The organism is Robiginitalea rubriflava (assembly GCF_052540725.1).
In genome coordinates, this window is sequence record NZ_CP199309.1 from 2,061,028 (window position 1) to 2,088,027 (window position 27,000).

The 27,000-nt window shown below is 47.6% G+C and carries 26 protein-coding genes; 15 read left to right on the forward strand and 11 right to left on the reverse strand.

The window, feature by feature from the left end; all coding sequences use genetic code 11:
• Positions 1–24 precede the first annotated feature (24 nt).
• Complete coding sequence (gcvP, locus tag ACT6NU_RS09335; RefSeq protein ID WP_445381405.1) at positions 25–2,877, reverse strand: aminomethyl-transferring glycine dehydrogenase; 2,853 nt, start codon at positions 2,875–2,877, stop codon at positions 25–27.
• A gap of 118 nt (positions 2,878–2,995) precedes the next feature.
• On the opposite strand from gcvP, the gene ACT6NU_RS09340 reads away from it, so the two are divergent.
• The gene (locus ACT6NU_RS09340; RefSeq protein WP_445381406.1) at positions 2,996–3,838 is read left to right on the forward strand and encodes a hypothetical protein; all 843 of its coding nucleotides are present in this window, start codon (positions 2,996–2,998) and stop codon (positions 3,836–3,838) included.
• A 7-nt stretch (positions 3,839–3,845) separates the two neighbouring features.
• Here ACT6NU_RS09340 and ACT6NU_RS09345 read toward each other — a convergent pair whose 3' ends face one another.
• Positions 3,846–4,079 carry a hypothetical protein gene (locus tag ACT6NU_RS09345; protein ID WP_445381407.1) on the reverse strand — a complete coding sequence of 78 codons (234 nt, stop codon included), beginning with the start codon at positions 4,077–4,079 and terminating at the stop codon, positions 3,846–3,848.
• A gap of 4 nt (positions 4,080–4,083) precedes the next feature.
• The gene (locus tag ACT6NU_RS09350) at positions 4,084–4,650 is read right to left on the reverse strand and encodes a sigma-70 family RNA polymerase sigma factor (protein ID WP_445381408.1); all 567 of its coding nucleotides are present in this window, start codon (positions 4,648–4,650) and stop codon (positions 4,084–4,086) included.
• A 142-nt stretch (positions 4,651–4,792) separates the two neighbouring features.
• Between ACT6NU_RS09350 and ACT6NU_RS09355 the strand changes: the two genes are divergently transcribed.
• Positions 4,793–5,083, forward strand: coding sequence for a rhodanese-like domain-containing protein (locus ACT6NU_RS09355; protein ID WP_445381409.1), 291 nt, complete (start codon positions 4,793–4,795; stop codon positions 5,081–5,083).
• A 20-nt stretch (positions 5,084–5,103) separates the two neighbouring features.
• Here the strand turns inward: ACT6NU_RS09355 and ACT6NU_RS09360 are convergent, their stop codons facing one another.
• Genes ACT6NU_RS09360 through ACT6NU_RS09370 form a run of 3 tightly spaced genes read right to left on the reverse strand, consistent with a single transcriptional unit; the run spans position 5,104 to position 8,838 of the window.
• Positions 5,104–7,131, reverse strand: coding sequence for a M3 family metallopeptidase (locus ACT6NU_RS09360; RefSeq protein ID WP_445381410.1), 2,028 nt, complete (start codon positions 7,129–7,131; stop codon positions 5,104–5,106).
• A 47-nt stretch (positions 7,132–7,178) separates the two neighbouring features.
• Positions 7,179–7,676: a 5-(carboxyamino)imidazole ribonucleotide mutase gene (gene purE, locus ACT6NU_RS09365; protein ID WP_445381411.1), complete on the reverse strand. Its 498-nt coding sequence runs from the start codon at positions 7,674–7,676 to the stop codon at positions 7,179–7,181.
• Complete coding sequence (locus tag ACT6NU_RS09370; protein ID WP_445381412.1) at positions 7,669–8,838, reverse strand: 5-(carboxyamino)imidazole ribonucleotide synthase; 1,170 nt, start codon at positions 8,836–8,838, stop codon at positions 7,669–7,671. Before ACT6NU_RS09370 ends, purE begins: the two co-directional genes overlap by 8 nt.
• A gap of 131 nt (positions 8,839–8,969) precedes the next feature.
• Between ACT6NU_RS09370 and ACT6NU_RS09375 the strand changes: the two genes are divergently transcribed.
• From ACT6NU_RS09375 to ACT6NU_RS09400, 6 genes are all read left to right on the forward strand, one after another.
• Entirely contained in the window at positions 8,970–10,085 is a 1,116-nt protein-coding gene (locus tag ACT6NU_RS09375) for an adenylate kinase (RefSeq protein WP_445381413.1), read from the forward strand.
• 40 nt (positions 10,086–10,125) lie between these two features.
• The gene (obgE, locus tag ACT6NU_RS09380) at positions 10,126–11,127 is read left to right on the forward strand and encodes a GTPase ObgE (RefSeq protein ID WP_445381414.1); all 1,002 of its coding nucleotides are present in this window, start codon (positions 10,126–10,128) and stop codon (positions 11,125–11,127) included.
• A gap of 57 nt (positions 11,128–11,184) precedes the next feature.
• The gene (locus tag ACT6NU_RS09385; protein WP_445381415.1) at positions 11,185–11,706 is read left to right on the forward strand and encodes a DUF4136 domain-containing protein; all 522 of its coding nucleotides are present in this window, start codon (positions 11,185–11,187) and stop codon (positions 11,704–11,706) included.
• Between the two features lie 168 nt (positions 11,707–11,874).
• Complete coding sequence (locus ACT6NU_RS09390; protein WP_445381416.1) at positions 11,875–14,190, forward strand: S9 family peptidase; 2,316 nt, start codon at positions 11,875–11,877, stop codon at positions 14,188–14,190.
• 571 nt (positions 14,191–14,761) lie between these two features.
• Positions 14,762–15,817: a sensor histidine kinase gene (locus ACT6NU_RS09395; protein WP_445381417.1), complete on the forward strand. Its 1,056-nt coding sequence runs from the start codon at positions 14,762–14,764 to the stop codon at positions 15,815–15,817.
• Positions 15,814–16,542: a LytR/AlgR family response regulator transcription factor gene (locus ACT6NU_RS09400; protein WP_445383849.1), complete on the forward strand. Its 729-nt coding sequence runs from the start codon at positions 15,814–15,816 to the stop codon at positions 16,540–16,542. Before ACT6NU_RS09395 ends, ACT6NU_RS09400 begins: the two co-directional genes overlap by 4 nt.
• A gap of 35 nt (positions 16,543–16,577) precedes the next feature.
• Here the strand turns inward: ACT6NU_RS09400 and ACT6NU_RS09405 are convergent, their stop codons facing one another.
• From ACT6NU_RS09405 to ACT6NU_RS09415, 3 genes are all read right to left on the reverse strand, one after another.
• Positions 16,578–16,952: a DoxX family membrane protein gene (locus ACT6NU_RS09405; protein ID WP_445381418.1), complete on the reverse strand. Its 375-nt coding sequence runs from the start codon at positions 16,950–16,952 to the stop codon at positions 16,578–16,580.
• 62 nt (positions 16,953–17,014) lie between these two features.
• Positions 17,015–17,800: an SDR family oxidoreductase gene (locus ACT6NU_RS09410; protein ID WP_445381419.1), complete on the reverse strand. Its 786-nt coding sequence runs from the start codon at positions 17,798–17,800 to the stop codon at positions 17,015–17,017.
• A 14-nt stretch (positions 17,801–17,814) separates the two neighbouring features.
• Positions 17,815–18,132: a cupin domain-containing protein gene (locus tag ACT6NU_RS09415; protein WP_445381420.1), complete on the reverse strand. Its 318-nt coding sequence runs from the start codon at positions 18,130–18,132 to the stop codon at positions 17,815–17,817.
• Positions 18,133–18,262: 130 nt separating this feature from the next.
• Between ACT6NU_RS09415 and ACT6NU_RS09420 the strand changes: the two genes are divergently transcribed.
• Entirely contained in the window at positions 18,263–19,618 is a 1,356-nt protein-coding gene (locus tag ACT6NU_RS09420) for a UDP-N-acetylmuramate--L-alanine ligase (RefSeq protein WP_445381421.1), read from the forward strand.
• Positions 19,619–19,647: 29 nt separating this feature from the next.
• Here ACT6NU_RS09420 and ACT6NU_RS09425 read toward each other — a convergent pair whose 3' ends face one another.
• Complete coding sequence (locus ACT6NU_RS09425) at positions 19,648–20,091, reverse strand: DUF1569 domain-containing protein (protein WP_445381422.1); 444 nt, start codon at positions 20,089–20,091, stop codon at positions 19,648–19,650.
• A gap of 79 nt (positions 20,092–20,170) precedes the next feature.
• Between ACT6NU_RS09425 and radC the strand changes: the two genes are divergently transcribed.
• From radC to ACT6NU_RS09455, 6 genes are all read left to right on the forward strand, one after another.
• Positions 20,171–20,869 (forward strand): RadC family protein, encoded by a 699-nt coding sequence (gene radC, locus ACT6NU_RS09430; RefSeq protein WP_445381423.1) that lies wholly within the window; start codon positions 20,171–20,173, stop codon positions 20,867–20,869.
• A 10-nt stretch (positions 20,870–20,879) separates the two neighbouring features.
• On the forward strand, positions 20,880–22,175 hold the full coding sequence (locus tag ACT6NU_RS09435) for a polysaccharide deacetylase family protein (RefSeq protein WP_445381424.1): 1,296 nt from the start codon (positions 20,880–20,882) through the stop codon (positions 22,173–22,175).
• Positions 22,168–22,857, forward strand: a complete 690-nt coding sequence (locus ACT6NU_RS09440) for a YjjG family noncanonical pyrimidine nucleotidase (protein ID WP_445381425.1) — start codon at positions 22,168–22,170, stop codon at positions 22,855–22,857. Before ACT6NU_RS09435 ends, ACT6NU_RS09440 begins: the two co-directional genes overlap by 8 nt.
• A 67-nt stretch (positions 22,858–22,924) precedes the next feature.
• Positions 22,925–23,470: a hypothetical protein gene (locus ACT6NU_RS09445; RefSeq protein ID WP_445381426.1), complete on the forward strand. Its 546-nt coding sequence runs from the start codon at positions 22,925–22,927 to the stop codon at positions 23,468–23,470.
• On the forward strand, positions 23,467–24,918 hold the full coding sequence (locus ACT6NU_RS09450; RefSeq protein WP_445381427.1) for a DUF5723 family protein: 1,452 nt from the start codon (positions 23,467–23,469) through the stop codon (positions 24,916–24,918). The genes ACT6NU_RS09445 and ACT6NU_RS09450 overlap by 4 nt, the downstream gene beginning before the upstream one ends.
• A 7-nt stretch (positions 24,919–24,925) precedes the next feature.
• Positions 24,926–25,717: a hypothetical protein gene (locus tag ACT6NU_RS09455; RefSeq protein WP_445381428.1), complete on the forward strand. Its 792-nt coding sequence runs from the start codon at positions 24,926–24,928 to the stop codon at positions 25,715–25,717.
• Here the strand turns inward: ACT6NU_RS09455 and ACT6NU_RS09460 are convergent.
• Positions 25,714–26,991, reverse strand: coding sequence for a replication-associated recombination protein A (locus ACT6NU_RS09460; protein ID WP_445381429.1), 1,278 nt, complete (start codon positions 26,989–26,991; stop codon positions 25,714–25,716). The genes ACT6NU_RS09455 and ACT6NU_RS09460 overlap by 4 nt on opposite strands.
• Positions 26,992–27,000 lie beyond the last annotated feature (9 nt).

The window sequence follows — 27,000 nt, forward strand, 5'->3', positions numbered from 1 at the left end:
CCTGGCAGTCTTACTGCTATTTTTTTACGAATCCTCCGCTGCAGCGTACTGCTCTATGGGCGCGCAGGTACAAATCAGATTCCTGTCCCCGTATGCGTCGTCTACTCTTCTGACGGATGGCCAGAATTTGTTTTCCATGACATAAGGGAGCGGAAAGGCTGCCTTTTCACGACTATAGGGCTGATCCCAGCTATCACTCATTACTATTTCCATGGTATGTGGAGCATTCTTGAGCAAGGGGTTCGGTTCATCCGATTCCATAATTTCCCTATGGATAGACAGCAGCGCGTCACAGAAGCGGTCCAGCTCTTCTAGGCTTTCACTTTCTGTAGGTTCTATCATCATGGTGCCTGCAACCGGGAAGGAAACCGTAGGTGCATGGAAACCGTAATCTATCAATCTTTTTGCGATGTCGGTTACTTCAATGCCATGTTTTTTAAACGGACGGCAATCAATAATCATCTCATGTGCTGCCCTTCCCTGTTCCCCGGTGTATAGAATGGGGTAGGAATCCTTAAGCCGTTCTTTGATATAGTTCGCATTGAGGATCGCAATTCGGGTTGCCTGTGTCAGGCCTTTTGAGCCCAGCATCCTGATATAGGCATAGGAAATAAGACAGGCCAGGGCACTTCCCCAGGGAGCTGCGGAAATGGCAGGGATCCCTTGTTCACCTCCGGTTTTGATCAGCGGGTTGCCCGGAAGGAAAGGTGCCAACTGCGGGGCTACGCATATAGGGCCCACTCCTGGGCCACCTCCTCCGTGCGGGATGGCAAAAGTCTTATGCAGGTTCAGGTGGCATACATCTGCACCAATAGTTGCCGGGTTGGTCAGGCCAACCTGTGCATTCATGTTTGCCCCGTCCATGTAGACCTGTCCGCCGTGGTCATGGATCAGCTGGGTCACTTTTTTAATGGTGGATTCGAATACCCCATGGGTGGAAGGATAAGTCACCATCAGGGCAGCCAGTTCTGCGCTGTTGGCGATCACCTTTTGTTCTAAATCCGCCATATCGATGTTCCCTTTTTCGTCTGTGGCCGTCACCACCACTTTCATCCCGGCCATAACAGCCGATGCCGGGTTGGTACCATGGGCAGAAGAAGGGATCAGACATATATTGCGGTGGCCTTCACCCCTGGCTTCATGATAGGCCCTGATCAGCATCAGGCCCGCATATTCCCCTTGTGCTCCGGAATTGGGTTGCAGGGAAGTTGCGGCGAAGCCCGTAATTTCGGTAAGGTCGGCCGCCAGTTTTGAGAGCATTTTCTGATACCCTTTTGCCTGCTCTACGGGAACAAAGGGGTGGATATTACCCCATTCGGGCATACTCAGGGGCAGCATTTCGGTTGCCGCATTTAACTTCATGGTGCAGGAACCCAGGGAAATCATGGAGTGGTTAAGCGCCAGGTCTTTACGCTCCAGCTTTTTCAGGTAACGCATCAGCTCGGTTTCCGAGTGGTAGCGGTTAAAAACCTCCTGTTCCATGTAAGCGGACTGGCGCTGAAGCGCTTCCGGGATGTTTGTTCCCTCAGCCCAGTCAGTAAGAACCGGAGCCGATTTCTTCATAGCGCTGGCAAATACCTCCAGGATTTGATTGATATCCTCCAGGCTGGTGGTTTCATTAAGTGAAATACAAACCTGCTCTTTGTCTGCATAGTAAAAATTAAGCTCCGCCGCCTCTGCAAGGGGCCTAAGCTTTTCCACAGGGAATGCGATGGAAACCGTATCAAAATATCCCTGCTTATCCACGGATATCCCAAGTTGGTTTAAGCCTTTTCCAAGGCTAAGGGCAGCAGCATGAATGCGGCTTGCAATATTTTTAAGGCCCCGGGGTCCGTGGTATACACCGTAGGCTCCGGCCATGACCGCCAGCAGGACCTGGGCAGTACAGATATTTGAAGTAGCCTTGTCTCTTTTAATATGTTGTTCCCGGGTTTGCAGGGCCATTCTCATGGCCGGTTTCCCATCTACATCCTTACTCATCCCGATAATTCTGCCCGGAATATTTCGTTTGTATGCCTCACGGGTTGCAAAGTAAGCCGCGTGCGGCCCTCCGTATCCCAGAGGAATCCCGAAACGCTGGCTGGTACCCACAACAACATCGGCACCAAACTCCCCGGGGGGAACCAGCAGACATAAACTCATCAGGTCTGCGGCAACTGCAACTTTGATATCCAGCGCATGTGCCTGCAAAATAAAAGCTTCCGGGTTATCCAGACTGCCATCCTTTCCGGGATATTGCAGCAAAGCCCCAAAGTAGGATTTGTCCAGGACTGTGTCATTTGCAGCACCAATAATTAATTCAATACCCAGAGGTTTGGATCGGGTTTGTAGTAATGCCAGCGTCTGAGGCAGCACCTGCCTGGAAACAAAAAATTTCAGACAATCTGATTTTTTCTGCTCTCTGCTTCGCAAATCGAAGAGCATGGTCATTGCCTCGGCTGCGGCTGTACTTTCATCTAAAAGGGAAGCATTGGCCAGCTCCATCCCGGTCAGTTCACAGACCATGGTTTGATAGTTGAGCAGGGCCTCAAGGCGTCCCTGAGCAATCTCTGCCTGATAGGGAGTATAGGCTGTGTACCATCCCGGGTTTTCTAGTATATTCCGCTTGATAACAGAAGGGGTGATACAGGCGTGATATCCAAGGCCTATGTAGGACTTATACATTTCATTTTCCCGGCCTAACTTATGGATGTGTTGCAGAAATTGGTATTCGGACATGGGAGGATCCAGGTCCATAGGGGCCTTTAAAAAGATATCCCTGGGAACGGTTTCCTCAATAAGCTGGTCCAGGTTGTCAACTCCTATTACATCCAGCATCCTGTTTAAATCATCCGGCCGGATACCCAAATGCCGGGAAGCAAATTGATCTGTTATCATAGCAGAATTTTAGAGAATCTAAAGACTGCAAAATTAGGTATTTATTCTTGGAATTACACCCCTTAATTGGGGTCGAAAATGCTAAAGTTTTTAACGAATTCCATGGCTTATAAACAGTTTGTCTACCTTTGGGAAGATGCAGTGGTTTCTGGTAATCTTTCGGCTGTATATAAAAGCGAGTATTCATGCGGCACTGGCCCTCACTGCCCTGATAGCAGTCACTGAGATGGTCTTTCATGTTCCAGTAGCTCCCGCTTATTACGCACTTGTTTTCTTCGGGGGGATTGCCGGTTATAACGCCATCAAATATGGGGTGGAACCCTGGAAACATCGCTGGGATTTTCGCGGCGGGCATGCTTTGCTTGGTATTTTTAGCCTCTGTAGCTTGGGGGTAGCATTTATTCAGCTCTTTTATTTGCCTTTGGATACCGTGATCCTTTTGGGTTGCTGCGTGGTCCTTGTTTTATTCTACAGCACCCCTGTTCGGCCAGGGGTTCGCAACTTGCGAAGCTTCGGTATTTTAAAGGTTATCTGGGTATCATTGGTTTGGACCCTCCTAAGCGTCTGCATTCCCCTTTGGGAAACAGCTGTATTAGGACAACGGGACTTCTGGCTGGAAACCCTGCAGCGGTTCCTTTGGATCATTATCCTTATGTTGCCTTTTGAAATTCGCGATATGAAGCTGGATCCCCTTTCTCTTCGAACCATTCCCCAGCGGATAGGAGAGCGTAATACGCTGCTAGTGGGCTACTTCCTTACCCTTTGTTTTTATGGTTTGGGCTTCTTAAAAGAAAACCCGGAGAGCCTGGATGGCTATGGAAAAACCATTGCCCTGGTATTGCTCAGTGTCGGTTTATGGGGTAGTTCCTTGCCACAGAGAAGGTATTACGCCTCCTTTGGGATTGAAAGTATCCCCATTCTGGTTTTCCTTTCAATGTACATCATAGAATACCTAAGATAAGTGACCCTTAGCCTTTGAGATCCCTTAAAAGACGTCGCTTCATCTCAGCCTTTTCCCTTTCGGGAAGTGCCCTGAGATGGGCCTGCTTGCAGAGGTTGGTAAGTTGTTTGTTTTTTGAAGAGAACCCGGCACAGGTTTTACAAATCAGTAAATGCAAACCCAACTGGATTCGTTCCAGAAAGCCCGCTTCCCTGTATTGGCTCTTGTTGCAAATATTTGCAGCTTTCTCACATGTTATCATCTGCCTATTTTTTAAACCAATCCTGGTTGAGGCAACCCATTAAGGCTGTTCGCGCCCTGTGGATCATCACCCAGAGATTAGACGGGTTTATCCCCATTTCATTACAAATGTCTTCCGTGCTTAGTCCCTTAATAGTTTTCAGGGTAAATACTTTGGCCTGTTTTTCAGGTAGCTGGGAGATACAATTTTGGATTGCCAGTCCCAATTCTTCATTTTCAAGGCTGTCGTTTTCTCTTATGCTGTCAGGGTCTGCTACCTGCTGTTCCAGCCAGTCTCCTTCTAAATCGGTCTGACTACTGTAAGACATCTTTACCTCAGCCCTGCCTTTGGCAGTATTTGATTTGCGATAATGGTCTATCACCTTTCGTTTCAGAATAGCAATAAGCCAGGTCCTTTCAGAGGCATTTCCCTTGAAATTTGAAGCCGCCTTTAAGCCGGCAATAAAGGTTTCCTGTACCAGGTCCCTGGCAGTTTCCGAATCACTGATCCGCGTGGCCGCATAGTTAAAAAGGTAGTCTGCATAGCGGTCTACCCAGTTTTCCGGTGTCAATTGTGGTTTATCCCTATCCATATAGATTGATCAAAAATACCCTAAATTTGGGGGATAACCTATACCAATTAGTGCGATGGAAAAATCAGCAATCAAATCCGCATTCAGCGTTCCTTGCCTCCTCTTACTTTTTATTTTAACAGGATGCACCCCCGAAAAGCAAATGCCCATAACAGAATTCTCTTCTGATAAGATGGAAGCAAACGCTGTCCTTGTGGATGTCCGGACTCCTGAGGAATTCGAACAGGGCCATCTCCCAGGGGCCATCAATATCGATTGGCTGGCAGCTGATTTTAAAGACCATTGGGCCGAGATGGATCCCTCCAAAAAAGTCTACCTGTATTGCCAGAAAGGGGGACGCAGTGCCCGTGCGGCAGCTGCCCTGGACTCCCTGGGTTTTAAGGTGGTCGACCTTACGGGAGGCTATGAAGCTTTCGCTGCTGCGAAAAAATAATTAATATCGCTTCAGAAATTTCAGTGGGTTTCCAGCAGGCCGGCCCTCTCCAGTAATGCCTGTATATCGGGTTCCCTGCCCCTGAAGCGCTTGTACAACTCCATAGGGTCTTCTGTTCCGCCCCGGCTCAGGATGTGTTCCCTGAAGAGGGATGCAATTTTAGCGTTGAATATTCCTTTTTCCTTAAACAATGCAAAGGCGTCTGCATCGAGGACCTCTGCCCATTTATAGCTGTAGTAGCCTGAAGAATAGCCCCCCTGGAAAATATGGGAGAAAGACGTGCTCATGCAGGTAGCCGGGTGGTCTGGAAAAAGCTGGGTTTTTCCGAATGCCGCTTGTTCGTATTGCTTTACATCTCTAATCTCCGATGGGTCGGACCCATGCCAGGCCATATCCAGCAGCCCAAAACTGATTTGCCGGACCGTGGCCATTCCTTCCTGGAAATTGGCACTGGCTTTTATTTTTTCCACCAGGGCATCGGGAATGAGCTCCCCGGATTGGTAGTGCTTGGCAAAGAGTTTCAGGGCATCGGGTTCGTAACACCAATTTTCCATTATCTGACTGGGAAGTTCCACAAAATCCCAGTATACGGAAGTCCCCGAAAGACCGGGATAGGTTGTATTGGCCAGCATGCCGTGCAAAGCATGGCCAAACTCGTGAAATAAGGTGGTTACCTCATTAAAGGTGAGCAGGGAAGGGGTATTCCCATTAGGCCTGCTAAAATTGCACACAATGGAGATATGTGGCCGCTCTTCCGCTCCATTCCTGCAAAATTGGGGTTTGTATGAGGTCATCCAGGCACCGCCCCGCTTACCCGGACGGGGGTGAAAATCTGCATAAAAAAGGGAAATAAAGTTGTTCTCCTGGTCAAATACCCTGAAAACACGAACCTCTTTATGGTATTTGTCTACTTCCCGGGCCTCCTGAAAGCGAAGCCCGAACAGTTTCCCGGCAACCGTAAAAACACCTTCCAAAACACTTTCCAGAGGAAAGTAGGGTTTCAAGATTTCGTCATCGAGGGCGTGCTTTTGCTGCTTTAATTTTTCTGAATAATAGGCGTTGTCCCATTTTTGTAATTCGGATATGCCATCGGTTTCCTCTGCAAATTCCTTAAGTTCCGCCAAATCGCGCTTGGCGGCAGGCAGCGCTTTTTCCAGCAACTCTTTAAGGAAATCCTGGACCGTTTCCGGGGATTTGGCCATGCGCTCCGCCAACACAAAGTGGGCATGACTTTCAAAACCGAGCAGCTTTGCCCGCCGGTGGCGAAGGCCGGCTATTTTCAATACAATTTCCCGGTTATCGAGCTGGTCTCCATGAAACCCTTTGCTGCCAAAGGCCAGCGCCATTTTTTTGCGGAGTTCCCGCCTGGCGGAATATTTCATAAAAGGAATATAGCTGGGATAGTCCAGGGTAAATACCCATCCCTTTTTATTGCGCTCCTTGGCCAGTGCGGCTGCTTGCTCCCTGATGGCTTCGGGCAATCCTTCCAGCTCCTTTGCATCCTCAAGTAGTAATTCAAATCGATTGGTTTCCTCCAGGACGTGTTCGCCAAATGTCAATTTCAGTTTGGAGAGTTCTGCATCTATCTTTCGCAATTCCGCTTTGTCATCTTCTCCCAGAAGGGCCCCGTTCCGCTGGAAATGCCTGTATTTTTTATCCAGGAGCATCTGTTCTTCCGGATTTAGCTCCAGGCTGGCTCTCTGGTCATAAACAGCCTTTACACGCTGGAAAAGTTCCTGGTTCAGCGTGATGTCATTGCTGAATTCCGATAGCATAGGGGAGATTTCCTGTGCCAGGGCCTGGATTTCCGGATTGGTTTCAGCCGAATTCAAATTGTAGAAAATACTGCTGATCCTATCCAGTTGGTACCCCGAATAATCCAGGGCTGCAACGGTATTTTCAAAGGCAGGTGCTTCCGGATTTTGGGTGATTGCGTCAATTTCCAGCCGGGCCGTTTCAATGGCAGCCTCAAAAGCTGGTTTGAAATCACTGGTTTTTATTGCGGAAAATGGGCTCAGGTCGAATGCATCCAGCAAAGGATTCTTCATGGATCAGAAAAATTTTTAAGTTATCGATTGTTTTGGATTTCCCTGTATTAACGGTTGTACTTGTTGCGTACTTCAGTGGCTCCTTTTTCCACCTTGTCTTTCAGGGATTCTTTGTATTTCAGGATACGATTCAGAATTTCATCGTCTGCGCTTCCGAGGATTTGCGCCGCAAGGATGCCGGCATTTTTGGCCCCATTAAGGGCCACAGTTGCTACAGGCACTCCTCCGGGCATCTGCAAAATGGAAAGTACAGAATCCCAGCCGTCTATGGAGTTACTGCTTTTGACCGGCACACCTATTACGGGTAATGGGGAATAAGAGGCAACCATTCCGGGGAGGTGGGCGGCGCCACCAGCGCCTGCAATGATTACAGAAATCCCCCTTTTATGGGCATTTTGTCCAAAGTCCGCCAGCTTTTCCGGGGTGCGGTGGGCAGAGACAATATCCACTTCTGTCTGGATTTCCAATGTATTGAGGATGTCAATGGCTTCCTGCATAACGGGAAGGTCACTGGTGCTTCCCATGATTATTGCTACTTTACTCATTAATCAGGGTGTTAGAAATTACTTTAATCTGCTCTTTAACCAAGGCGGCTGTTTTTCGCGCCTCCTCAATGGAGGGATCCACAATGGTTACATGGCCCATTTTGCGAAAAGGACGGGTCTCCCTTTTTCCATAAATATGGGGAGTGACTCCCTTTAGTCCCAATATTTTATCAATGTTTTCATACTCTACATCGCCCTTATATCCTTCTTCTCCCACAAGGTTTACCATCACTGCAGCAACTTTGCTATCCGTTTCCCCAAGGGGCAGGCCAAGTACGGCCCGCAGATGCTGTTCGAACTGGTTGGTATAACTTCCTTCAATGGAATAATGGCCGCTGTTGTGGGGCCTTGGGGCCACTTCGTTAACCAGTATCTGATCATCCTGTGTTTGAAAAAGCTCCACAGCAAGCAAGCCAACGTGTTTGAGCTCATCTGAAACTTTCAGGGCAACAGCCCTTGCTTTTTGGGCAATAGTATCCGGGATACGTGCAGGACAAAGCACATACTCCACCTGATTGGCTTCCGGGTGAAATTCCATTTCAACCACCGGATAGGACTTTACTTCCCCATTCGCGCTTCGGGCAACAATTACCGCTAGTTCCCTTTTAAAAGGGATCAGGGTTTCGGCAATACATTCCACATTGGGCAGGCCTTTTAGGTCATCCAGGGTCCGTACAACTTTCACACCCTGCCCATCGTATCCGAACTGGGCGCTTTTCCAAACCAATGGCATAGACAACCCGCCGTTGGCCAGGCTGTCCCTGATCTCACTGGTATAAGCAAAGCGACTGAAATCTGCTGTAGGGATGCCATGGTCTATGTAGAACAATTTCTGGCTGGCTTTGTTCTGAATAATGCGAAGGCTCCTGGCCGATGGGTAAACCTTTTTGCCCTGCTCTGCCAAATCTTCCAGGGCCTGGACATTTACATTCTCAATTTCTATAGTTAAAAGGTCCACATCCCTTCCAAATTCCATTACCGTCTCGTAATCCATCAGATCCCCGGTTTCAAAACGATTGGCCGCCAGCCTGGCCGGAGCAGCAGGGGAAGGATCAATAACCTTTGTCTGTATATCCCATTTACGGGTTTCGTACAACAACATTTTACCCAGCTGTCCTCCTCCGAGTATTCCAAGCGTAAAATCTGACGAAAAAAAACTCATATGGCTGTCTGTCCTTTTCTTTTTTTGGTGTTATTTCTCAGGTCAGACAAAAATACGCTTAATTCTTAGAAAGCTCAGGAAGCCGGCTCAAAAAGAGAAATCAAAACACTATATTCGCGTTTTGAGCGAGGATGAAAGATTCAGTAACCCTTCACGGCAAAAAATTCACGGCTTTCCTTTCTGAAAAGGAGATATTACTGGCCGTGCAAAAAATCGCAGATGATATCGCCAGGGATTATAAAGATGAAGTTCCCATTTTCGTTGGCGTACTGAACGGTGCCTTTATGTTTGCCTCAGACTTTCTCAAGTGCTATCCTTATCCTTGTGAGGTATCTTTTGTAAAGCTCAGTTCCTACCGGGGGCTCACCTCAACGGGGATAGTAGAAACCCTGCTGGACCTGCCTGAGCAGGTTGAAGGCCGGCATGTGATTATCCTGGAAGACATTGTAGATACCGGAAGGACGCTACAGGAACTGGTACATATGTTCGCCAACAAGAACGTAAAAGACTTTAAGATTGCCTCCCTTTTTTACAAATCGGAGATTTATAATGGAGAGTACCCCATTGATTATTTCGGAATCGAAATCCCGGATAAATTTATTGTAGGATATGGTCTGGATTACAGGGAACAGGGCAGAAACCTGCGTAACGTATATCAACTTAAGAAACAACCCATGATAAATTTAGTCTTATTCGGAAAACCTGGGGCCGGAAAAGGAACCCAGGCTGCCTTTCTGAAGGAGCGTTATGGCTTAAAGCACATTTCCACAGGGGATGTGTTTCGTTACAACATCAAAAATGGAACTGAATTGGGCAAGCTGGCTCAATCCTACATGGATAAAGGCGATCTGGTACCGGATGAGGTAACCATACGGATGCTGCAGGACGAGGTTGAAAAGGCAACTGAGGCTTCCGGTTTTATTTTTGACGGCTTTCCAAGAACCACGGCTCAGGCAGAAGCGCTCGACAATTTTCTGGAGAGTAAGGAAATGTCTATAGATGCAACCATTGCACTTGAGGCTGATGACGAAGTCCTGATTGAGCGTTTGCTGGAAAGGGGAAAAGTGTCAGGAAGGGCAGACGATCAGGATGCCGGTAAAATAAGGAACCGCTTTGAGGAATACAATGCCAAAACAGCCCCGCTGAAAGCATACTACCAGCAGCAGGGTAAATTTCACAGTGTAAATGGTATTGGGGAGATACAGGAAATTACCCGAAGGCTGTCCGCGGTAATCGATCAACTCTGAGGCATATTCCGGAATTATCCAAAGCCCAAAATTTTAACCCATGACAGAAGGAAATTTTGTCGACTATGTTAAGGTCCATCTCAGTTCGGGAAACGGGGGCAAGGGCTCTGCGCATTTACGCCGGGAAAAATATGTTGCCAAGGGCGGGCCTGACGGAGGAGACGGCGGTCGCGGCGGGCATGTGATCCTTAAGGGCAACAAAAACCTGTGGACCTTGCTGAACTTCAAATTTAAAAGGCATTTTAAAGCCGGCCATGGGGAGCATGGCGGCAAACAGCGCAGTACCGGAGCCGACGGAGAAGACGTATATCTGGAAGTCCCACTGGGGACGGTTGCCAAGGACACCGTTACAGGAGAGACCATCTGTGAAATTACCGAGGACGGGCAGGAAGAAATCCTGGTTCAGGGAGGAATGGGCGGCAGGGGCAACTGGCATTTTAAATCTGCCACCAACCAGACCCCCCGTTACGCACAGCCCGGGATAACGGGAGCGGAAAAAGACATTATCCTGGAACTGAAGGTTTTGGCAGACGTGGGCCTGGTAGGCTTTCCCAACGCTGGAAAATCTACCCTTTTATCCGTCTTAACGGCAGCAAAGCCCAAGATAGCCGATTATGAATTCACCACCCTGAAGCCCAATCTTGGGATCGTTCAATACAGGGATTTTCAAAGTTTCGTAATCGCAGATATCCCGGGAATAATTGAAGGGGCATCTGAGGGCAAGGGACTGGGCCATTATTTTCTGAGGCATATAGAGCGCAATGCCACCCTTTTATTCCTTGTCCCGGCCGATTCTGCAGATATTTCCGCTGAATATAACATACTGCTGGAAGAACTGCGTAAGTACAACCCCGAATTGCTCGATAAACGTCGTTTGCTGGCAATTTCAAAATGCGATATGCTTGACGAGGAATTGATTTCCGAGATGGACACTTTGCTTAAAGAGGAACTAACAGACATTCCGTTTATGTTCATTTCTTCCGTTTCGGGGCTGGGTATTGAACGGCTCAAGGATCAGCTATGGAAGCTGTTAAACGAATAAGTGCCCCTACTTTTTTAAAACCTCTCCTTTATCCGTATTTTTAATAAAAGAATTATTGTGAAGCGGCTCTGCGCCATTACGATTTTATTACTGATTACGGGTTGTGCGGGTATTCGGGTGAATTACGACTACGACCCGCAAATCTCCTTTGAGGGGTACAACACTTTTGGCTTTTACCCGGAACTGAACTCCGGGCTTGGCGAACTGGATGAGCGCCGGCTTCTTGAGGCTACAAACCAGGCCTTGAATTCGAAGGGTTTTAAGTTTTCGGAAGAGCCCGATTTTTTGATCAATATCAGCAGTGTCCTGGTTGAGTCCCCGCCTTCCAGCAATATAGGAATAGGCATGGGGGGCGGCGGACGCAATGTTGGAGGAGGAATTTCCATCGGGGTTCCCGTCTCAGGACCCGCACTGCAATATCAAATCACTTTTGATTTGCTGGACCGCCAGCGCGATGCTTTAATATGGCAGGCTTTCTGTAGTGTAAAAATTGACGATACGCTCGAGCCAGAGGCCCGTGTGGCCCGTTTCAATGACATTTCCCAAAAAGTTTTTTCTGCTTTTCCACCCGGGAATTGATACCTTAAAAAGCTAATAATACCGTTCAGGCCGCAGATTTACCGCTTATCATAATTCGGATTGTCACATTGGACTGTATCCTTATTTTAGTTCTTATCAGGTTGTAACAATTTGTTTGTTTCCAACACTGATATATATACAATCAATAAATCTAAAATCAACAAAGACATGAAAATCAAAAATCGAATCTATGTTTTCTTTCTTTGTGCGGCGGTAACTTTCTTTACCGGAGCCAGCCTTATAGCCCAGGACCTTAGCGGGGCCTGGAAAGGCAATCTTAACGTACAGGGAACGGAATTGCCACTGGTCTTCCATCTGACTAAGGAGGCAGACAGCTATACTGCAACAATGGACAGCCCATCACAGGGAGCAACCGGAATCCCCATGGATAATGTAGCCTTTGAAGCGGGTCAGCTTACCCTGGAAATGCGGGCCGCAGGGATTAAGTATGTAGGCATGGTGTCTGAGGGCACACTTAATGGAACCTTTTATCAGGCCGGTATGGAACTGCCCCTGGAACTCAAAAAAACGGAGATAAGCATCCCGGGCAATCCGGAACTTGTGAGTTCCGAGGAAGATCTGCAAAAACTAATGGCAGAAGATACCGGAGATTACCGTTACTCGGTTGAAGACTACTTTGCCAGGCCAAAAGCCTCAACCTTTCGTTTTTCCCCTGACGGGAAATACCTCTCATACCGGGAAAAGGATGCTGAGGGGAAAAGGCATGTAATGGTAAAAGAAGTCAGTAGCGGGCAGGTTACCCGGGCTATTGAGGAAAAAGAGGAACTGGTTCGTGGCTACGGCTGGGTAAATAACAGTCGTCTTGTCTATGCCATGGACAATGGGGGCGATGAGAATTATCACATCTACGCTGTAGATATTGATGGTTCCGGCCTGAAAGATCTCACACCCTTTGACGGCGTACAGGCCAGTATACTTGAGCTGGTTAAGGAAGATAAGGACCATATTATTATATCGCTTAATAAAAACAACCCGCAGGTGTTTGAACCTTACAGGGTTAACGTCAATACTGGTGCCATTGAGCAGCTCTTTGCAAACGAAGACCCTGCTAACCCTATTGCCGGATATAATTTTGACAAGGACGGGGTGCTTAGAAGCTACACCAAGATTCGGGACGGGGTAGAACAGGATATCTATTATGCCTCCGATTCTGACGCTTTTAAGTTATTAAAGAGCCTGAACTGGAAAGATGCATTTGCCATCCTGGAATTTAATTATGCCACGGACTATCCGCACGATGCCTATGTGATTTCCAATCTGGATTCTGACAAGGCTGAAATTATCCTGTATGACCTGAAGAAAAATGAACAGATACGCTCCCTGTTCTCAAATAAGAAATACGATGTTTCCGGGATGGGGACATCCCGTAAGCGGAACTGGGAACTGGATTACTTTACCTATGAAGGAGAAAAAAATGAAATTGTACCTGTAAGCGATACGTATAAAAAGCTGCACAAACGCCTCAGTGCTGCTTTTAAGGGAAAACAATACAGTATCGCGGATGCCACCGACGAGGAAGACCGATTGCTGGTTTTCGTTCAGAGCGATCGATTGTATGGCGCTTATTATTCCTACGATGTGGCAACAGACCAGATCAGTGAACTCTATAACCTGATGCCACAGCTGAAAGAGGAAGATATGGCCGAAATGCGCCCGATCACTTTTAAGAGTAGGGATGGGCTTACCTTGCATGGATATATTACGCTTCCCAAAGCCGCTTTGCAGGGACAAAAAGTTCCCGTAATTGTAAACCCCCATGGGGGTCCGCAGGGAATCCGGGATTCCTGGGGCTTCAATCCTGAAGCGCAATTATTCGCCAGCAGGGGCTATGCAACCCTGCAGGTCAACTTTCGTATATCCGGAGGTTATGGAAAGGAATTCCTGGAATCCGGGTTCAAGCAAATTGGTCGCAAAGCCATGGATGACGTTGAAGATGGCCTTCAATATGTGATTGAAGAGGGCTGGGTAAACAAGGATAAGGCTGCTATTTACGGCGGAAGTCATGGCGGATATGCGGTGCTCAGGGGGCTTACCAAAACTCCGGACCTGTATGCCTGTGGAGTGGATTACGTTGGGGTTTCCAACCTTTTTACCTTTATGAAGACCATCCCGCCCTACTGGAAACCATATTTGAAGATCATCAAAGAGATCTGGTATGATGAAGATATCCCTGAGGAAAAAGCCATTATGGAGGAAGTCTCCCCGGTATATCAGATAGATAAAATTGAAAAGCCGCTTTTTGTAGTGCAGGGGGCAAACGATCCCAGGGTCAATATTGACGAATCGGATCAGATTGTACAGGCACTCAGGGCTAAAGGAGTAGATGTTCCCTATATGGTGAAATACGATGAAGGCCACGGTTTTGGGAAAGAAGAGAACCGCATAGAGCTGTATAAAGCAATGATGGGCTTTTTCTCCAAACACCTGGGCCAGCAGGAAATACCGACCCCGATTAAGGGTTAATTCAACTGACAACAGTCTTTAAAAGGGAGCCGGAGGGCTCCCTTTTTTATTTCGGCCGGCTTACGCTACCGTTCAGTAAGCCTATATGACCATTGGTCATAAAAACCTTTTTATCGACTAATTGTCTCAGTATTTTTGGGGTATACAATCAACAGAACCATTAAAATAGAAAATTATGTTAGTAATCATAAAATTTGTAGTCGCACTGGTTTTAACTGTGCTGTTTTAGAATTAACTGCTTAGCATTAAATAGATAATCATGCAAAAATTACAATTGAGATTTGTTTTAATTACCCTGGGGGTTTTAGCTATCTCAGCGGTTTTAGGTTATCTGGTTGGTCAGGGCTTGTATACTATCTTCAATTAATAAAACGTTTTATATGAGAATAGTAAAAACATACAATTCAATGAGGCTTATTCAAAATATCTTACAGATATCCCTTGAACCCGGTTGGGGCCTGAGGAAAGTTTTATTGGTATCTGTTACACTCCTTCTTGTTTATCTCTACGGAAGGATGTTCTTATGGCTGGCATACATATAAAAGGTGTCAAAGACTTACTTTTGCAGCCAATGGAAATAACAGAAAAGAATCGAAACCGTATTTTCTGGGGTTTGCAGCTACTGGGCTGGGGGTCCATTAATCTTCTTTCCGTACTTTTCCTGGGGAAACTTTCCAATGCCTTTATCATCTTTTCTGTTGTTACCGGTACGCTTATCGGGGTGGGCACGACTTCCCTTTTGCGCTATTATCTGCGGGCCAGGATTCATTATGATGACTTTGGATTAAAGGAAGTCCTACGCATAGGATTAGCTACATTAATTACCTCAGCTATCTTTGGTATGCTAAACCTGGCCCTGGGCTATATATATGTGAAATTCGGTCCTGCACTAAACGAACTGGACGTGGAAATCCTGAAAACCTTTGAAAGCCCCTGGCTCCTTGTAATCAATTCCCTTTTTCTCATTTCTGGATGGGTCATTTGTTATCTGGTCATCAAGCTGCTTTTAAAGATCAACAGAGACCGGATGGAACGGCTGGAACTGAATGCCAGCCTGAAACAGGCCCAACTCAACACCCTTAAAGGACAGATCAATCCGCATTTTATGTTCAATAGCCTGAACAATATACGCGGGCTCATGCTGGAAGACGTTGCCAAAGCCCGGGAGATGCTCACTAAACTTTCGGAGATGCTTCGCTACTCCCTCAGCATGAATAACGTAAACGCCATTTCGCTCAGGGAAGAATTGGAAATGGTCGATAATTATATAGAACTTTCTAAAATTCAGCTGGAGGACCGCCTGAAATTTAACAAACTGGTTGAGCAAACTACTTTGGACAGGCAAATTCCTCCCATGATTGTGCAGTTGCTGGTGGAAAATGCCGTAAAACATGGAATCTCCACCTTAAAGGCCGGGGGGACCATCACCCTTAATATCGATGAATTAAGCGATTCACTGCGGATTGAAGTGCGCAATACCGGCAGCCTGAAGATTTCAAACGGTTCAACGCAGCTGGGACTAAAAAATATCCGGCAGCGGCTTAAACTGCTTTTCGGGAATACTGCAGATTTTAAGATTGATGAGCGGGAAGGGGAAGTTGTTGCAGTGATAAACATTCCAAAATAATGGAGATAAGGGCACTTATTGTAGAGGATTCACGCCTGGCGCGCAAGGAACTGCTCGAGTTGATCAGGGCCTATCCGGAAATCAGTGTCCTTGGGGAGGCCGAAAATGCAGACAGTGCCTTTGAAATGATTGGTGAATTACAGCCGGATCTTTTGTTCCTGGATATCAACATGCCCGAAAAGGATGGTTTTGAATTACTGGAGATGCTGGACGAAGTCCCCATCGTCATCTTTACAACGGCTTACGATGAATATGCCATCAAGTCTTTCGAATACAATGCCCTGGATTATCTCCTGAAACCCATTAACCCGGATCGTTTCGGTGCTGCCCTGGAAAAAGTCAAACAACTACTGCAGGCCCCGAAAGAGAAAGCGAAAACAGAAAAGAGCCTTACCGAAAGCAGTCAGATCTTTATCAAAGATGGCGAGCAATGCTGGCTGGTGCGGATCGGGCAGATCCGATTGTTTGAAATAGTGGGCAATTATACCCGTGTGTGGTTTGATGATCAGAAGCCCCTGCTTTACAAATCTCTCAACCAGGTGGAAGAGAAGCTGCCGGAATCGGTGTTTTTCCGTGTAAACCGGCAGCAAATAGTAAACGTAAACTATATAGAAGAAGTGATTCCCTGGTTTAATGGCACACTGAAATTGCGTTTGAAGGACCAAACGGAAGTAGCCGTTTCCAGAAGACAGTCTTCCGCCTTCAGGGATCGCCTCAGTTTATAAAAAAAATGCCGCGGAAGCGGCATCTTGATTGTTCTTTACCCCTTTAGCAAGGGCTTATAACTTTCCCTATACCCGTACAGGACAATAAGGTTCAGGACTAACAAAACAATAGCACCTGCAATCCCTCCAGGATCCAGGTTGGCATGAAAGAGGACGGCATTGATAGACACACTCATCAGAATGAGGCTCATCAGCGCCCCGAATTTGTTAACAATCAGGGAGAGACCCGCCACAATTTCCACCAGGGCAACCAGGGTGAGGGTGTTGGTGCTTGCCAGTGCCCCAAAGTAGGCCCCGGCATCCCCTGTGGGGGCTTCCATTGGGATAAAGCTGAAAAATTTATTCAGCCCGAATACAAGGACAAAAAGGCCCAGCAGGATGCGGACCACCAAAAATACTTTTGAATTCATCGGTCAGGTTTTTAGGAGTTTACAATACCTAAATTAATCATTTTCTTCCAAAATGCAGTGGACTAGTAGGAGCGGAGTAGTCCTCCGTCCAGAGGGATGGCTGTTCCGCTGAGGTAGGACGCTGCCTCAGAGGCCAGAAATGCCACCAGGTAACCGTATTCTTCGGCCCGGCCCAGCCTGCGTAAAGGAACCAACTGTTCCATGCGGGAGACCACTTCTTCCGGAGCAACCCCCATCTGTTGTGCTTTTTTCTCATTGAGTTGCTGCAGGCGTTCCGTATCGAAGTAACCGGTCAGGATTGAGTTTACGGTTATTCCGTAGGGGCCCACATCGGCAGCCAGGGTTTTGGCCCAACTTACAACCGCAGCGCGGATTGTATTTGAAAGGGCCAGGTATCCCAGGGGCTCTTTTACAGATACTGATGCAACATTGATTATCCGGCCCCAGCCTTTTTTTTGCATCATGGGGAGGGCAGCCAGGGTGGTGTGTACTACTGATTTAAAAAGAATGTCAAAAGCCTCCTGATAATCTCCTACCCCTTTTTCGAGTCCTGTTCCAGGCGCGGGTCCCTGGGTGTTGTTCACCAGAATATCCACGGGCCGCTTTTCAATGTAAGCAGAAATAGCTTTTGCATAGCCGCTGTGGTCCGCATAATCCAGCGCCAGAAAGTGGTGCTTCCGCCCTGTTTTGTTTTCCAGTTCATTGGTAAGAGCCGCCAATTGCTCCTTACTCCTGGCAACAACGGTTACTTCTGCCCCGCTTTCTGCCAACTGACATGCGATGGCCCTTCCGATTCCCCTGCTGCTTCCCCCGATCAGGGCATGTTTGTTATCTAGTGAAATCTGCATTAGAGAGGGTATTTTTATTTGTATTCTTCTCGTACCGGGCTGAAAACATCCATTATCCGGCAAGCCGTAAGTGCCTTTCCACTATGGGGTTCAAAAGGCGGGATCAGGACAAGGTCGCCACTTTGGTAAACCTTCGATTTTCCGGATAAGGTAAACTCAAAACGCCCTTCCATTACGTGCATGATCTGTTCGTTTTTGTGCTGGTGTTCGGGTACTTCAGCACCTTTTTCAACCTCCCAGAAAACCAGGCTCATTTCGCTGCCGTGAATCAATTTACCCCTGAATCCGGGGATAATTTCCCTTTCAGGAATTTGCGCTATTGAATAGTCCATCTATAGTTTTTGTTTAATCGAAATAAAAGTAAGGTATTAAAGGGAAATAATGCAGTGCGTGAATCTGTCATAAATGCTGTACCTGAAAGCAGGAGGCAATGATTATCTTTGCGGTCAAGTTTTATTTCAGATGCGCATACATTTTATAGCCATAGGCGGAAGCACCATGCACAACCTCGCTCTGGCATTGCACGATAAGGGTTACCAGGTAAGCGGAAGCGATGACGTTATTTTTGAACCCTCCAAAAGCCGTTTGCAAAAAGCGGGATTACTCCCTGAGGCCTTTGGCTGGTATCCTGAAAAAATTGTTCCTGAGTTGGATGCAATTATCCTGGGGATGCACGCCAAACCGGATAACCCGGAATTGTTGAAAGCAAAGGAACTGGAATTGCCCGTATTCTCTTACCCGGAGTTTTTATACCAACAATCGGAGCACAAAACAAGGGTGGTAATAGGGGGAAGCCATGGGAAAACCACGATAACCTCCATGATATTGCACGTCCTGAAGTACTGGGACAAGGAAGTAGATTATATGGTAGGGGCCCAATTACAGGGGTTCGACCGCATGGTGCATCTTACAGCTGAAAATGATTTTATACTGCTGGAAGGGGATGAATACCTCTCCTCCCCAATTGATCCAAGGCCTAAATTCCACCTCTATAAACCCAATATTGCATTGCTTAGCGGAATTGCCTGGGACCACATTAATGTATTCCCGACATTTGAAAATTACAGGGAGCAGTTTGAGGGATTCCTGCAGGCTATTGTGCCCGGGGGCAGTATTACCTATAATGAAGAGGATGCAGAAGTGCGGGATATGGTAGAATCTTTGCAGGCAGCGGTCCGAAAATTCCCCTACAAGACCCCGCAATACTCCTTAAAAGACGGGAAAACCTATCTGGAAACCCCTGAAGGCCCGCTCCCGTTGCAAATTTTTGGAAAACACAACCTCAGTAACCTGGCAGGGGCCAAATGGATCTGTCAGCAAATGGGGGTGGACGAACTGGAATTTTATGAAGCTATTGCCTCTTTTAAAGGGGCGTCCAAAAGACTGGAAGTGCTGGGGCAGGGGAACAGCAGTATTGCATTTAAGGATTTCGCGCATTCCCCTTCAAAGGTAGCTGCAACGACGCGTGCCGTGAGGGAACAATTTCCGGATAAAAAGCTCATCGCATGTCTGGAACTGCATACCTACAGCAGCCTGAACCACACATTTTTAAAGGAGTACAGGGGAAGCCTTGATGCGGCGGACGAGGCACTTGTCTTTTATGTCCCGGAATCTTTGGAGATCAAAGGTTTGCCTGCTGTACTTCCGGATGATATAAAAAGCGCTTTTTCAAACAGGGGCTTAAAAATTTTCACTTCCGGCCCGGAACTGGAAACTTTTCTTTTTGGGAAAGACTTTGCAGATTCGGTGCTCCTTTTTATGAGTAGCGGAAATTATGGGGGGCTGGACATGAAAGCCCTGGCGGATAAATTGCCCTGATCTACCGCTACTTTAAAGGGCTCTGCCACTTAAAGATCGAATTGCCGCAGATGGTGGTCCAGGTGTTTGTACTCCAGCTTTCCCCATTGTTCGGAAGTAAGGCTGCCAAACATCGGATGCGGATTCCAGCTTTCCCTAGATTTTAGGTGGTGAAAAGTATCTACAAGTTCCAGTAACTTCCCGTACTCCTGATTAAAATCTTTTGATTCTGTCGCTCTTGCGCTGGGAATGGTGGGAAGGTTTTTCCTCCAGGGCTTATCGTTGTATAGGCTTTTTTTGAAAAACAGCCGCATCAGGAGGTTGCCTTTCTTTTTTGGCAGCTTATTCTTTATACCCACTTGCAGCGGGATCTGGCAGTGCCATACCATCTGGGCCGCATCCATCTTTCCCCAAAGGGGTTTCTTTTCGGGTTGAAGTTTTTTCAGGCGACTCTTAATGTCTTCGTACCCGTCCGTTTCCAGCAATGATTTCACGATAACCTGTTTCTATAAAATTACAATAAATAGTGGAGGCTGCTGTTGAATTTCATTAAAAATCGTTTCTATTTTCCCCATGAAAAAAGAAATGAAATATAACCCAATATGTCATTGGGATGCCGCAGAGCGACCGCGCGAGAGACTGCTAAGGGAAGGCAGGAATTCCCTTTCCGATGCGGAGTTGCTGGCCGTTATCATGGGGAGCGGTACCAGGGAAGCCAATGCCATAGACCTGGCCCGGCAAATCCTCCTGAGCAGTCGGAACGGTTTTAAAGGCCTTGAAAAACTAACGGCCCCCCGCTTGATGCAGATAAAGGGAGTAGGGCAGGCGAGGGCTGCCTGTATCCTGGCGCTGGTTGAATTTGCAAGGCGGCTCTCACGTGAACCTGCTCAACAGCGCAATACCATTTGCGGGAGCCGGGATGCCTATGAAGAACTGAAGCCAGTTCTATCAGATCTGTCGCATGAAGAATTCTGGATCTTGTACCTGAATAACGCCAACAGGGTAATGCATCGCTTTCAATTAAGCAAGGGGGGGCTTACAGCAACACTGGTGGATGTTCGATTAATTTTAAAGAATGCATTGGAGGTGGGGGCTGTAGGTATTATTTTAGCGCATAACCATCCATCGGGGAAAACCGCGCCCAGCAAGGCTGATATTCAGATTACCAAGAAGATAATCAAAGCGGCAGCCCTGATGGACCTCAAGGTTTTGGATCATTTAGTGATTAGCGAGGCGGAATATTATAGCTTTGCAGATCATCAACTCATTTAAGGTAACGCAAGTGCTACTGATTTACACCCACGAGATTACCCCAAGGTTTACATATGTGACCCGGCATCTTTTCGTGCATATACTGGGGATTGAGATCAGTTACAGCAGTACGGTGGAGGATTTTATAAGGCATAAGGGCCCCAAGATTACATACACACGGCAGCCGCTGCAAAACGAGTTTTTCATCAGAAGCCACGAATTGCTTTTTAAGCAGGGAATAGACGAGCTGGCCATTCAGGTTGAGACATGGGATGAGCTGCCCTGCTACTTCAGGACAAATGAGCGGAGTAACCTTCCCTTTGATATATTCGCAGCTGCTTTTTTCCTGATTAGCCGGTATGAGGAGTACCTTCCACACGTTAAGGATATTCACGGGAGATTTTCGCCCCGGGAGAGCCTGGCCTTCCAGCACAACTTTCTCAAAATGCCCATTGTAGACCTTTGGGCTTATAAGATGCTCGGATTGTTGCAGCAGCGTTTCCCGGATCTGGAAGCTGCCCCGGGAGCCTATTCCTTTACCCCCATTATTGATGTAACCACCTCGCACTGCTACGCCCGGAGGGGAGTGCTGCGCAGCTTTGGAGGGATGATGCTGGACCTGTCGAAATTCCGTCTAAAAAGGGTCTGGGAACGGATCAGGGTATGGTTTAACCCATCCCGTGACCCTTACAATAATTATGATTTCCTGATATCCCTGCATAAGAAGTATCCGGTAAAGGCCATGTTCTTTTTTCAGTTTGCCGAATATTCTACCTATGATAAGAATGTATCAACGAACAACAATCATTTCAGGTACCTTATAAAATCCGTAGCCGATTATAGCATCGTATCCCTGGCAGCGTCCTACACCGCTTCGGAGAAACTCGAGGTGTTGAAAGAGGAGAAAAAACGATTGTCGAATGTGCTGAACCGACCCGTTAAGTACGCCCGTTTAAGATACAACCGGGTAGATATCCCCCACAGTTACAGACATCTGATAGAGGCAGAGTTCACTGAAGATTACACCATGGGGTACACCCATGAAATTGGATTTCGGGCAGGAACCTGCACCCCGTTTTTCTTTTACGACATCGCCATGGAGTCTGCCCAGCCCATCCGTATCTTCCCATTTGCAATGCACGATTACGCCCTGCTTCGATATGATTCAACCGAAGAATTATGGGAAGACCTCGACAAGCTCTACCTGGAAATTAAAAAGGTCAACGGTCGGTTTATTGCGGTATTCTCCAACGAATTGCTGGGGGGCAGGCAAAAGATCAACTGGCTGGAACTCTACGAATCCCTTCTGAAAAAGTATCATGCTTGAACATCCCATAACCGACATTTTCTTTGACCTGGATCATACACTCTGGGATTTTGAAAGGAATTCAGCTCTAACCTATGAGCAAATATTCAGGGAGCAGCAGGTGAGCGTAGCGCTGCCCGATTTCCTTGAAGTCTACATCCCGCTGAATCTGCAGTACTGGAAAATGTTCCGGGAAGGCCGGATACACAAGGAACGCCTCCGGTACGAACGGCTGAAAACCGTATTTGACCGCCTAAATTATACTATATCGGATACGCAGATACTTCTGCTGGCAGATGAGTATATCCGGCATTTATCTTCTAAAACCCATCTGATCCCCCACAGTATTGAAATCCTGGAATACCTGAAGGGAAAATACAGATTGCATATCATAACAAACGGTTTTCGCGAGGTGCAGCACCGAAAGCTGGAAAACAGCCGGTTAACACCTTACTTTATTGAGGTGATTGATTCCGAAAGGGCGGGGGTTAAAAAACCAGATCCGAAAATATTTGAAATGGCCCTGGAAGTAGCCGAGGTTCCGGCACAAAGGGCCCTGATGATAGGAGACAGCCTGGAAGCAGACATTATTGGTTCCCGCAAGGCCGGGTTGCAGGCGCTGCATTTTAACGTGCATAACGAACCCCTTCACGAATATTGCCCTATAATTCATCACCTTCAGGAAATAAAAACCTATTTATAGAGTTATTTTATTGAACACTGGATGAACCCTTATTTCCCAGCCATGGGAAGTGTAAAACGGGCTTGTTATGAAAAAGAACTTTCGCATACTTACCGCACTGGTATTGCTGGTCTCCCTGGGCTGTGCAGAGCAGCAGAATTTTGACCAGTACGATGATATTTCGGTAACCCCAACCCTGGAAGGGAGCCTGCTATACGTTGAGACACCGGAAAGTGAAATCAACCAGGCCAGCGGGGGAAATTTTATTGTTGAAACTTTTAATTTTGACGCCTTCACCGAAGGCTTTGTTTCGGATAACCTCCTGGACGGCTCCATTACCTATCAGCTTGAGAATACTACCAGCAAACCCCTGGAATTACAGGTGGAATTCCTGGATGAGGGGGGTAATGTCCTGGACACTGAATTATTCAGCCTGGATCCTGCACCCACTGCCATTTTGAATCGTGAAGTAGCTTATGGAATGGGGGGGAGGAGTATCGATATTATCCGTAATACCTCTGCTTTCCGGCTTACGGCCACAAACCTCGGGGATAGCAGCAGCACTTCTTCAGAACCGCAACCGCGCTTTATCTTTCGCTCCAGCGCCCAATTCAGGATCGAACTCAAGGGATGAGGCGGATACTCTGTTTACTGGCTTTCCTAACTGGCCTGGGATGGGGTACGGCCCAGAACAAGCAAATACTTTATGATTTCAGGGAAATCCCTCAGGCATTAATGGTCAATCCCGGCACCCGGACGGCTTATAACTGGTATGCAGGTATTCCCATGCTATCGGGTATATCCTTTCAGGCAGGGAGTAGCGGGATTTCAGTAAATGATATTTTTGCAGATGACGGCCTGGATATAAACGATAAAATCCGGGACCGGGCCATCTTTGGGATGAGCACGCGAGACGAATTAAGCGGCACCTACCAGGTGGAATTGCTTAGCGGGGGTTTCCGCTCGCGCAACCGGCCGGATGACTTTTATTCTTTTGGTATTTACAACGAAGGGGATGGAATAGGGTACTGGTTCCGCGATCTGGCCATTCTGGCCTGGGAAGGCAATGCAGACCGGCTGGGGCAGCGCTTTGACCTCGGCCACCTGAAAACCAGGGGGGAGATGCTCAATGTATTCCATTTCGGGATCAACCGACGGGTTAATAACCGATTGACCGCGGGGGTCCGGGCAAAGATCTATTCCGGAATCATCAGCTTTAAAAGTACCCGAAACAGTGGTTTTTTTGTAACACAACCGGGTCAGAACAATTTGCTGGCCAATACCCTGAGGGCCGATATGCTGCTGCAAACTTCCGGGCTGGAAGGTATCCGGCAGGCTCTTTCCGACAATGGGGGGAATGAAGTGCAGGCCATCCGGCAGCACCTGCTTAAAAGAGGATTTTTCGGCGGTGATTTAGGGCTGGGGGTAGACCTGGGCTTTACCTATGCCTTAAACGGACAACTGGAGCTGACAGCTAGCTTGCTGGACCTGGGCTTTATGATGCACAGTGGGGATGTTCGAAATTTCAGCCTGTCTGGACAGGCCACCGTAGAAGGCGTAGAGGTAATCCTTCCGAATGCCCTGTCCGATCCCAACCGGGATTTTTGGCAGGACCTGGTAGATGAGGTGGAGGGGCTGATTCCTTTTGACGAAGACAATCGTTCCTATATCAGTTTCAGGCCTACTAAACTCTATAGCTCGCTTCGGTATAATTTCGGGGAGGGCGATGGCATTTCGGGAGTCTCCTGTGACTGCAGCTATCGGGTAAACAGCCGCAGCCCGCTTGCCGGCTATCGCAATGCAGTTGGAATACAGCTTTATGCGATAAATCGTCCGAGGGGTCCGCAGACCGCCTGGACTGTCTTTTATCAACGTAACTTCGGCAGGATCCTGGGGATGAAGGCCACCTACACTGCCGATAAATTCACCCGGACCAACTTTGGTTTGGGTGTAAACCTGCAGGCAGGCCCTGTCAACTTTTATGTGATGGCAGATAACCTGCTGGCCTACCGCAATATTGCTGCTACAAACTATGCCTCTTTTCAGATCGGATTAAATATTCTATCTTGGAACGCTAATTGAACCGATAATGAAGATGTGCCGATCCCTTTTATTTCTGGCCTTTGCTCTATTACAAATCACTCAGGCCGGGGCTCAACTGGATGCCTACAAGTATATCATCGTTCCGACTAAATTTGACGGCTTTAAACAGAGCAACCAGTTTAATACGTCCACCCTGATCAAATACTATTTCACAGAAGCGGGATTCAACCCCATCTATGAGAATAATCTACCGGCAGACCTGTATGCAGATCGCTGCAAGGGCCTGATGACCCGATTTATAGACAACTCCTCTCTCTTTGCCACAAAAGTTGTACTCTCCCTGACAGACTGCAGGGGAAATATTGTTTTTGAAAGTATTGAAGGCAGCAGTAAGCTAAAGGAATTCAACGAAGCCTACAAAGAAGCCATTAACGAAGCTTTTATTTCCTTCAGGGGAATGACTTACCAGTATACCCCAAAAGCGACGCAGAAGCAGCCTGAGGAAGTCGAAAAGCAGGCAGCTGCACCCGCTGCTGTGTCTGAAGGCGCGCCCTCCATTAAAGAAGCGACTCCAATGGATGCCCCAGAGAAAAACATTGCAGTAGAAAATATCACTGATAATGCCTGGTTGGCTGTCCCTATCCCTAATGGATATAAACTGGATACCGGAGATGCCCAGACCAGTATGAAACTGCTAAAATCTTCCAACCCGGATACCTTTATGGTCTTTATAGATGATCAGCCCAAGGGAATGGTCTATAAAAAAGACGGCAACTGGTGGCATGAATATTATGAAGCCGGGGAATTAAAGAAAAAGGAACTCAGGATACGGTTTTAGAAGTCGTATTTCTCCTTCCAGCGTGCTTTTAAGAAGGCTTTGATCTCCTCCTCCCGCCTGTTGTCACTGCTTTGATAGAAATTGGTACCGCTTAAAACTTCCGGCAGGAATTCCATGGCCGCGAAATTTCCCGGGTAGTCATGCGCATAAGCGTATTCTGCCCCATACCCCAGCTCTTTCATCAGTTGGGTAGGTGCATTTCGAAGGGGAATGGGTACTTCCAGATCGCCGCTTTGGCGAACTTCCTGCTGGGCATTCTTAATGGCCATGTAGGCACTGTTGCTTTTGGGGGAACCAGCCAGATAAATGGCACACTGGCTCAGGATAATGCGGGCCTCAGGGAGGCCAATAAACTGAACGGCCTGGAAGGTGTTGGTCGCCATGACCAGGGCAGTCGGGTTGGCCAGGCCTATATCTTCCGAAGCGGCAATAATCATCCGCCTGGCAATAAATTTAACATCCTCGCCGGCCTCTACCATTCGGGCCAGCCAGTATACAGCCGCATTCGGATCGCTTCCCCGAATAGATTTAATAAAGGCCGAAATAATATCGTAGTGTTGTTCCCCGGTCTTGTCATAACGCAGCGGTTGGCGGTTTACCATTTCTGAAACCAGCTCATCTGTAATGAGAATGGAATCCCCTTTGGAGGCACTCACAACCAGTTCAAAGATATTGAGCAGTTTCCGGCCGTCTCCCCCGGAAAGGCGTAGCAGAGCATTGGTTTGTTGCAGCTCGATTTTTTTGGATTGCAACCAGGAGTCCTGGTCCATAGCCCGTTTGAGCAAATTCAGCAGATCTTCTTTGCCAAAGGATTCCAGGGTGTACACCTGGCAACGAGATAGCAGGGCCGGAATCACTTCAAAACTGGGGTTTTCCGTTGTCGCTCCTATGAGCGTTATCCAGCCTTTTTCAACAGCCCCCAGCAGAGAATCTTGCTGAGACTTACTGAACCGGTGTATTTCGTCAATGAACAGGATGGGGTTCCTGGAGGTAAACAGTCCCCCTCCCTTCCGGGCTTTCTCAAGTACTTCGCGTATGTCCTTCACCCCGCTGTTGATGGCGCTCAGCGTATAAAAGGGCCTTTCACTCTCCGCAGCAATAATCTGGGCCAGGGTGGTCTTCCCGGTCCCCGGAGGCCCCCAGAGGATCATGGAAGCGAGGTTCCCGCCCTCCAATTGGCGGGTAATAGCGCCTTTGGGCCCCACCAGGTGGGACTGACTGATGTATTCCCTCAGGGTTTTGGGCCGCACCCGTTCTGCCAGCGGTTCATTCATGCCTTAAAA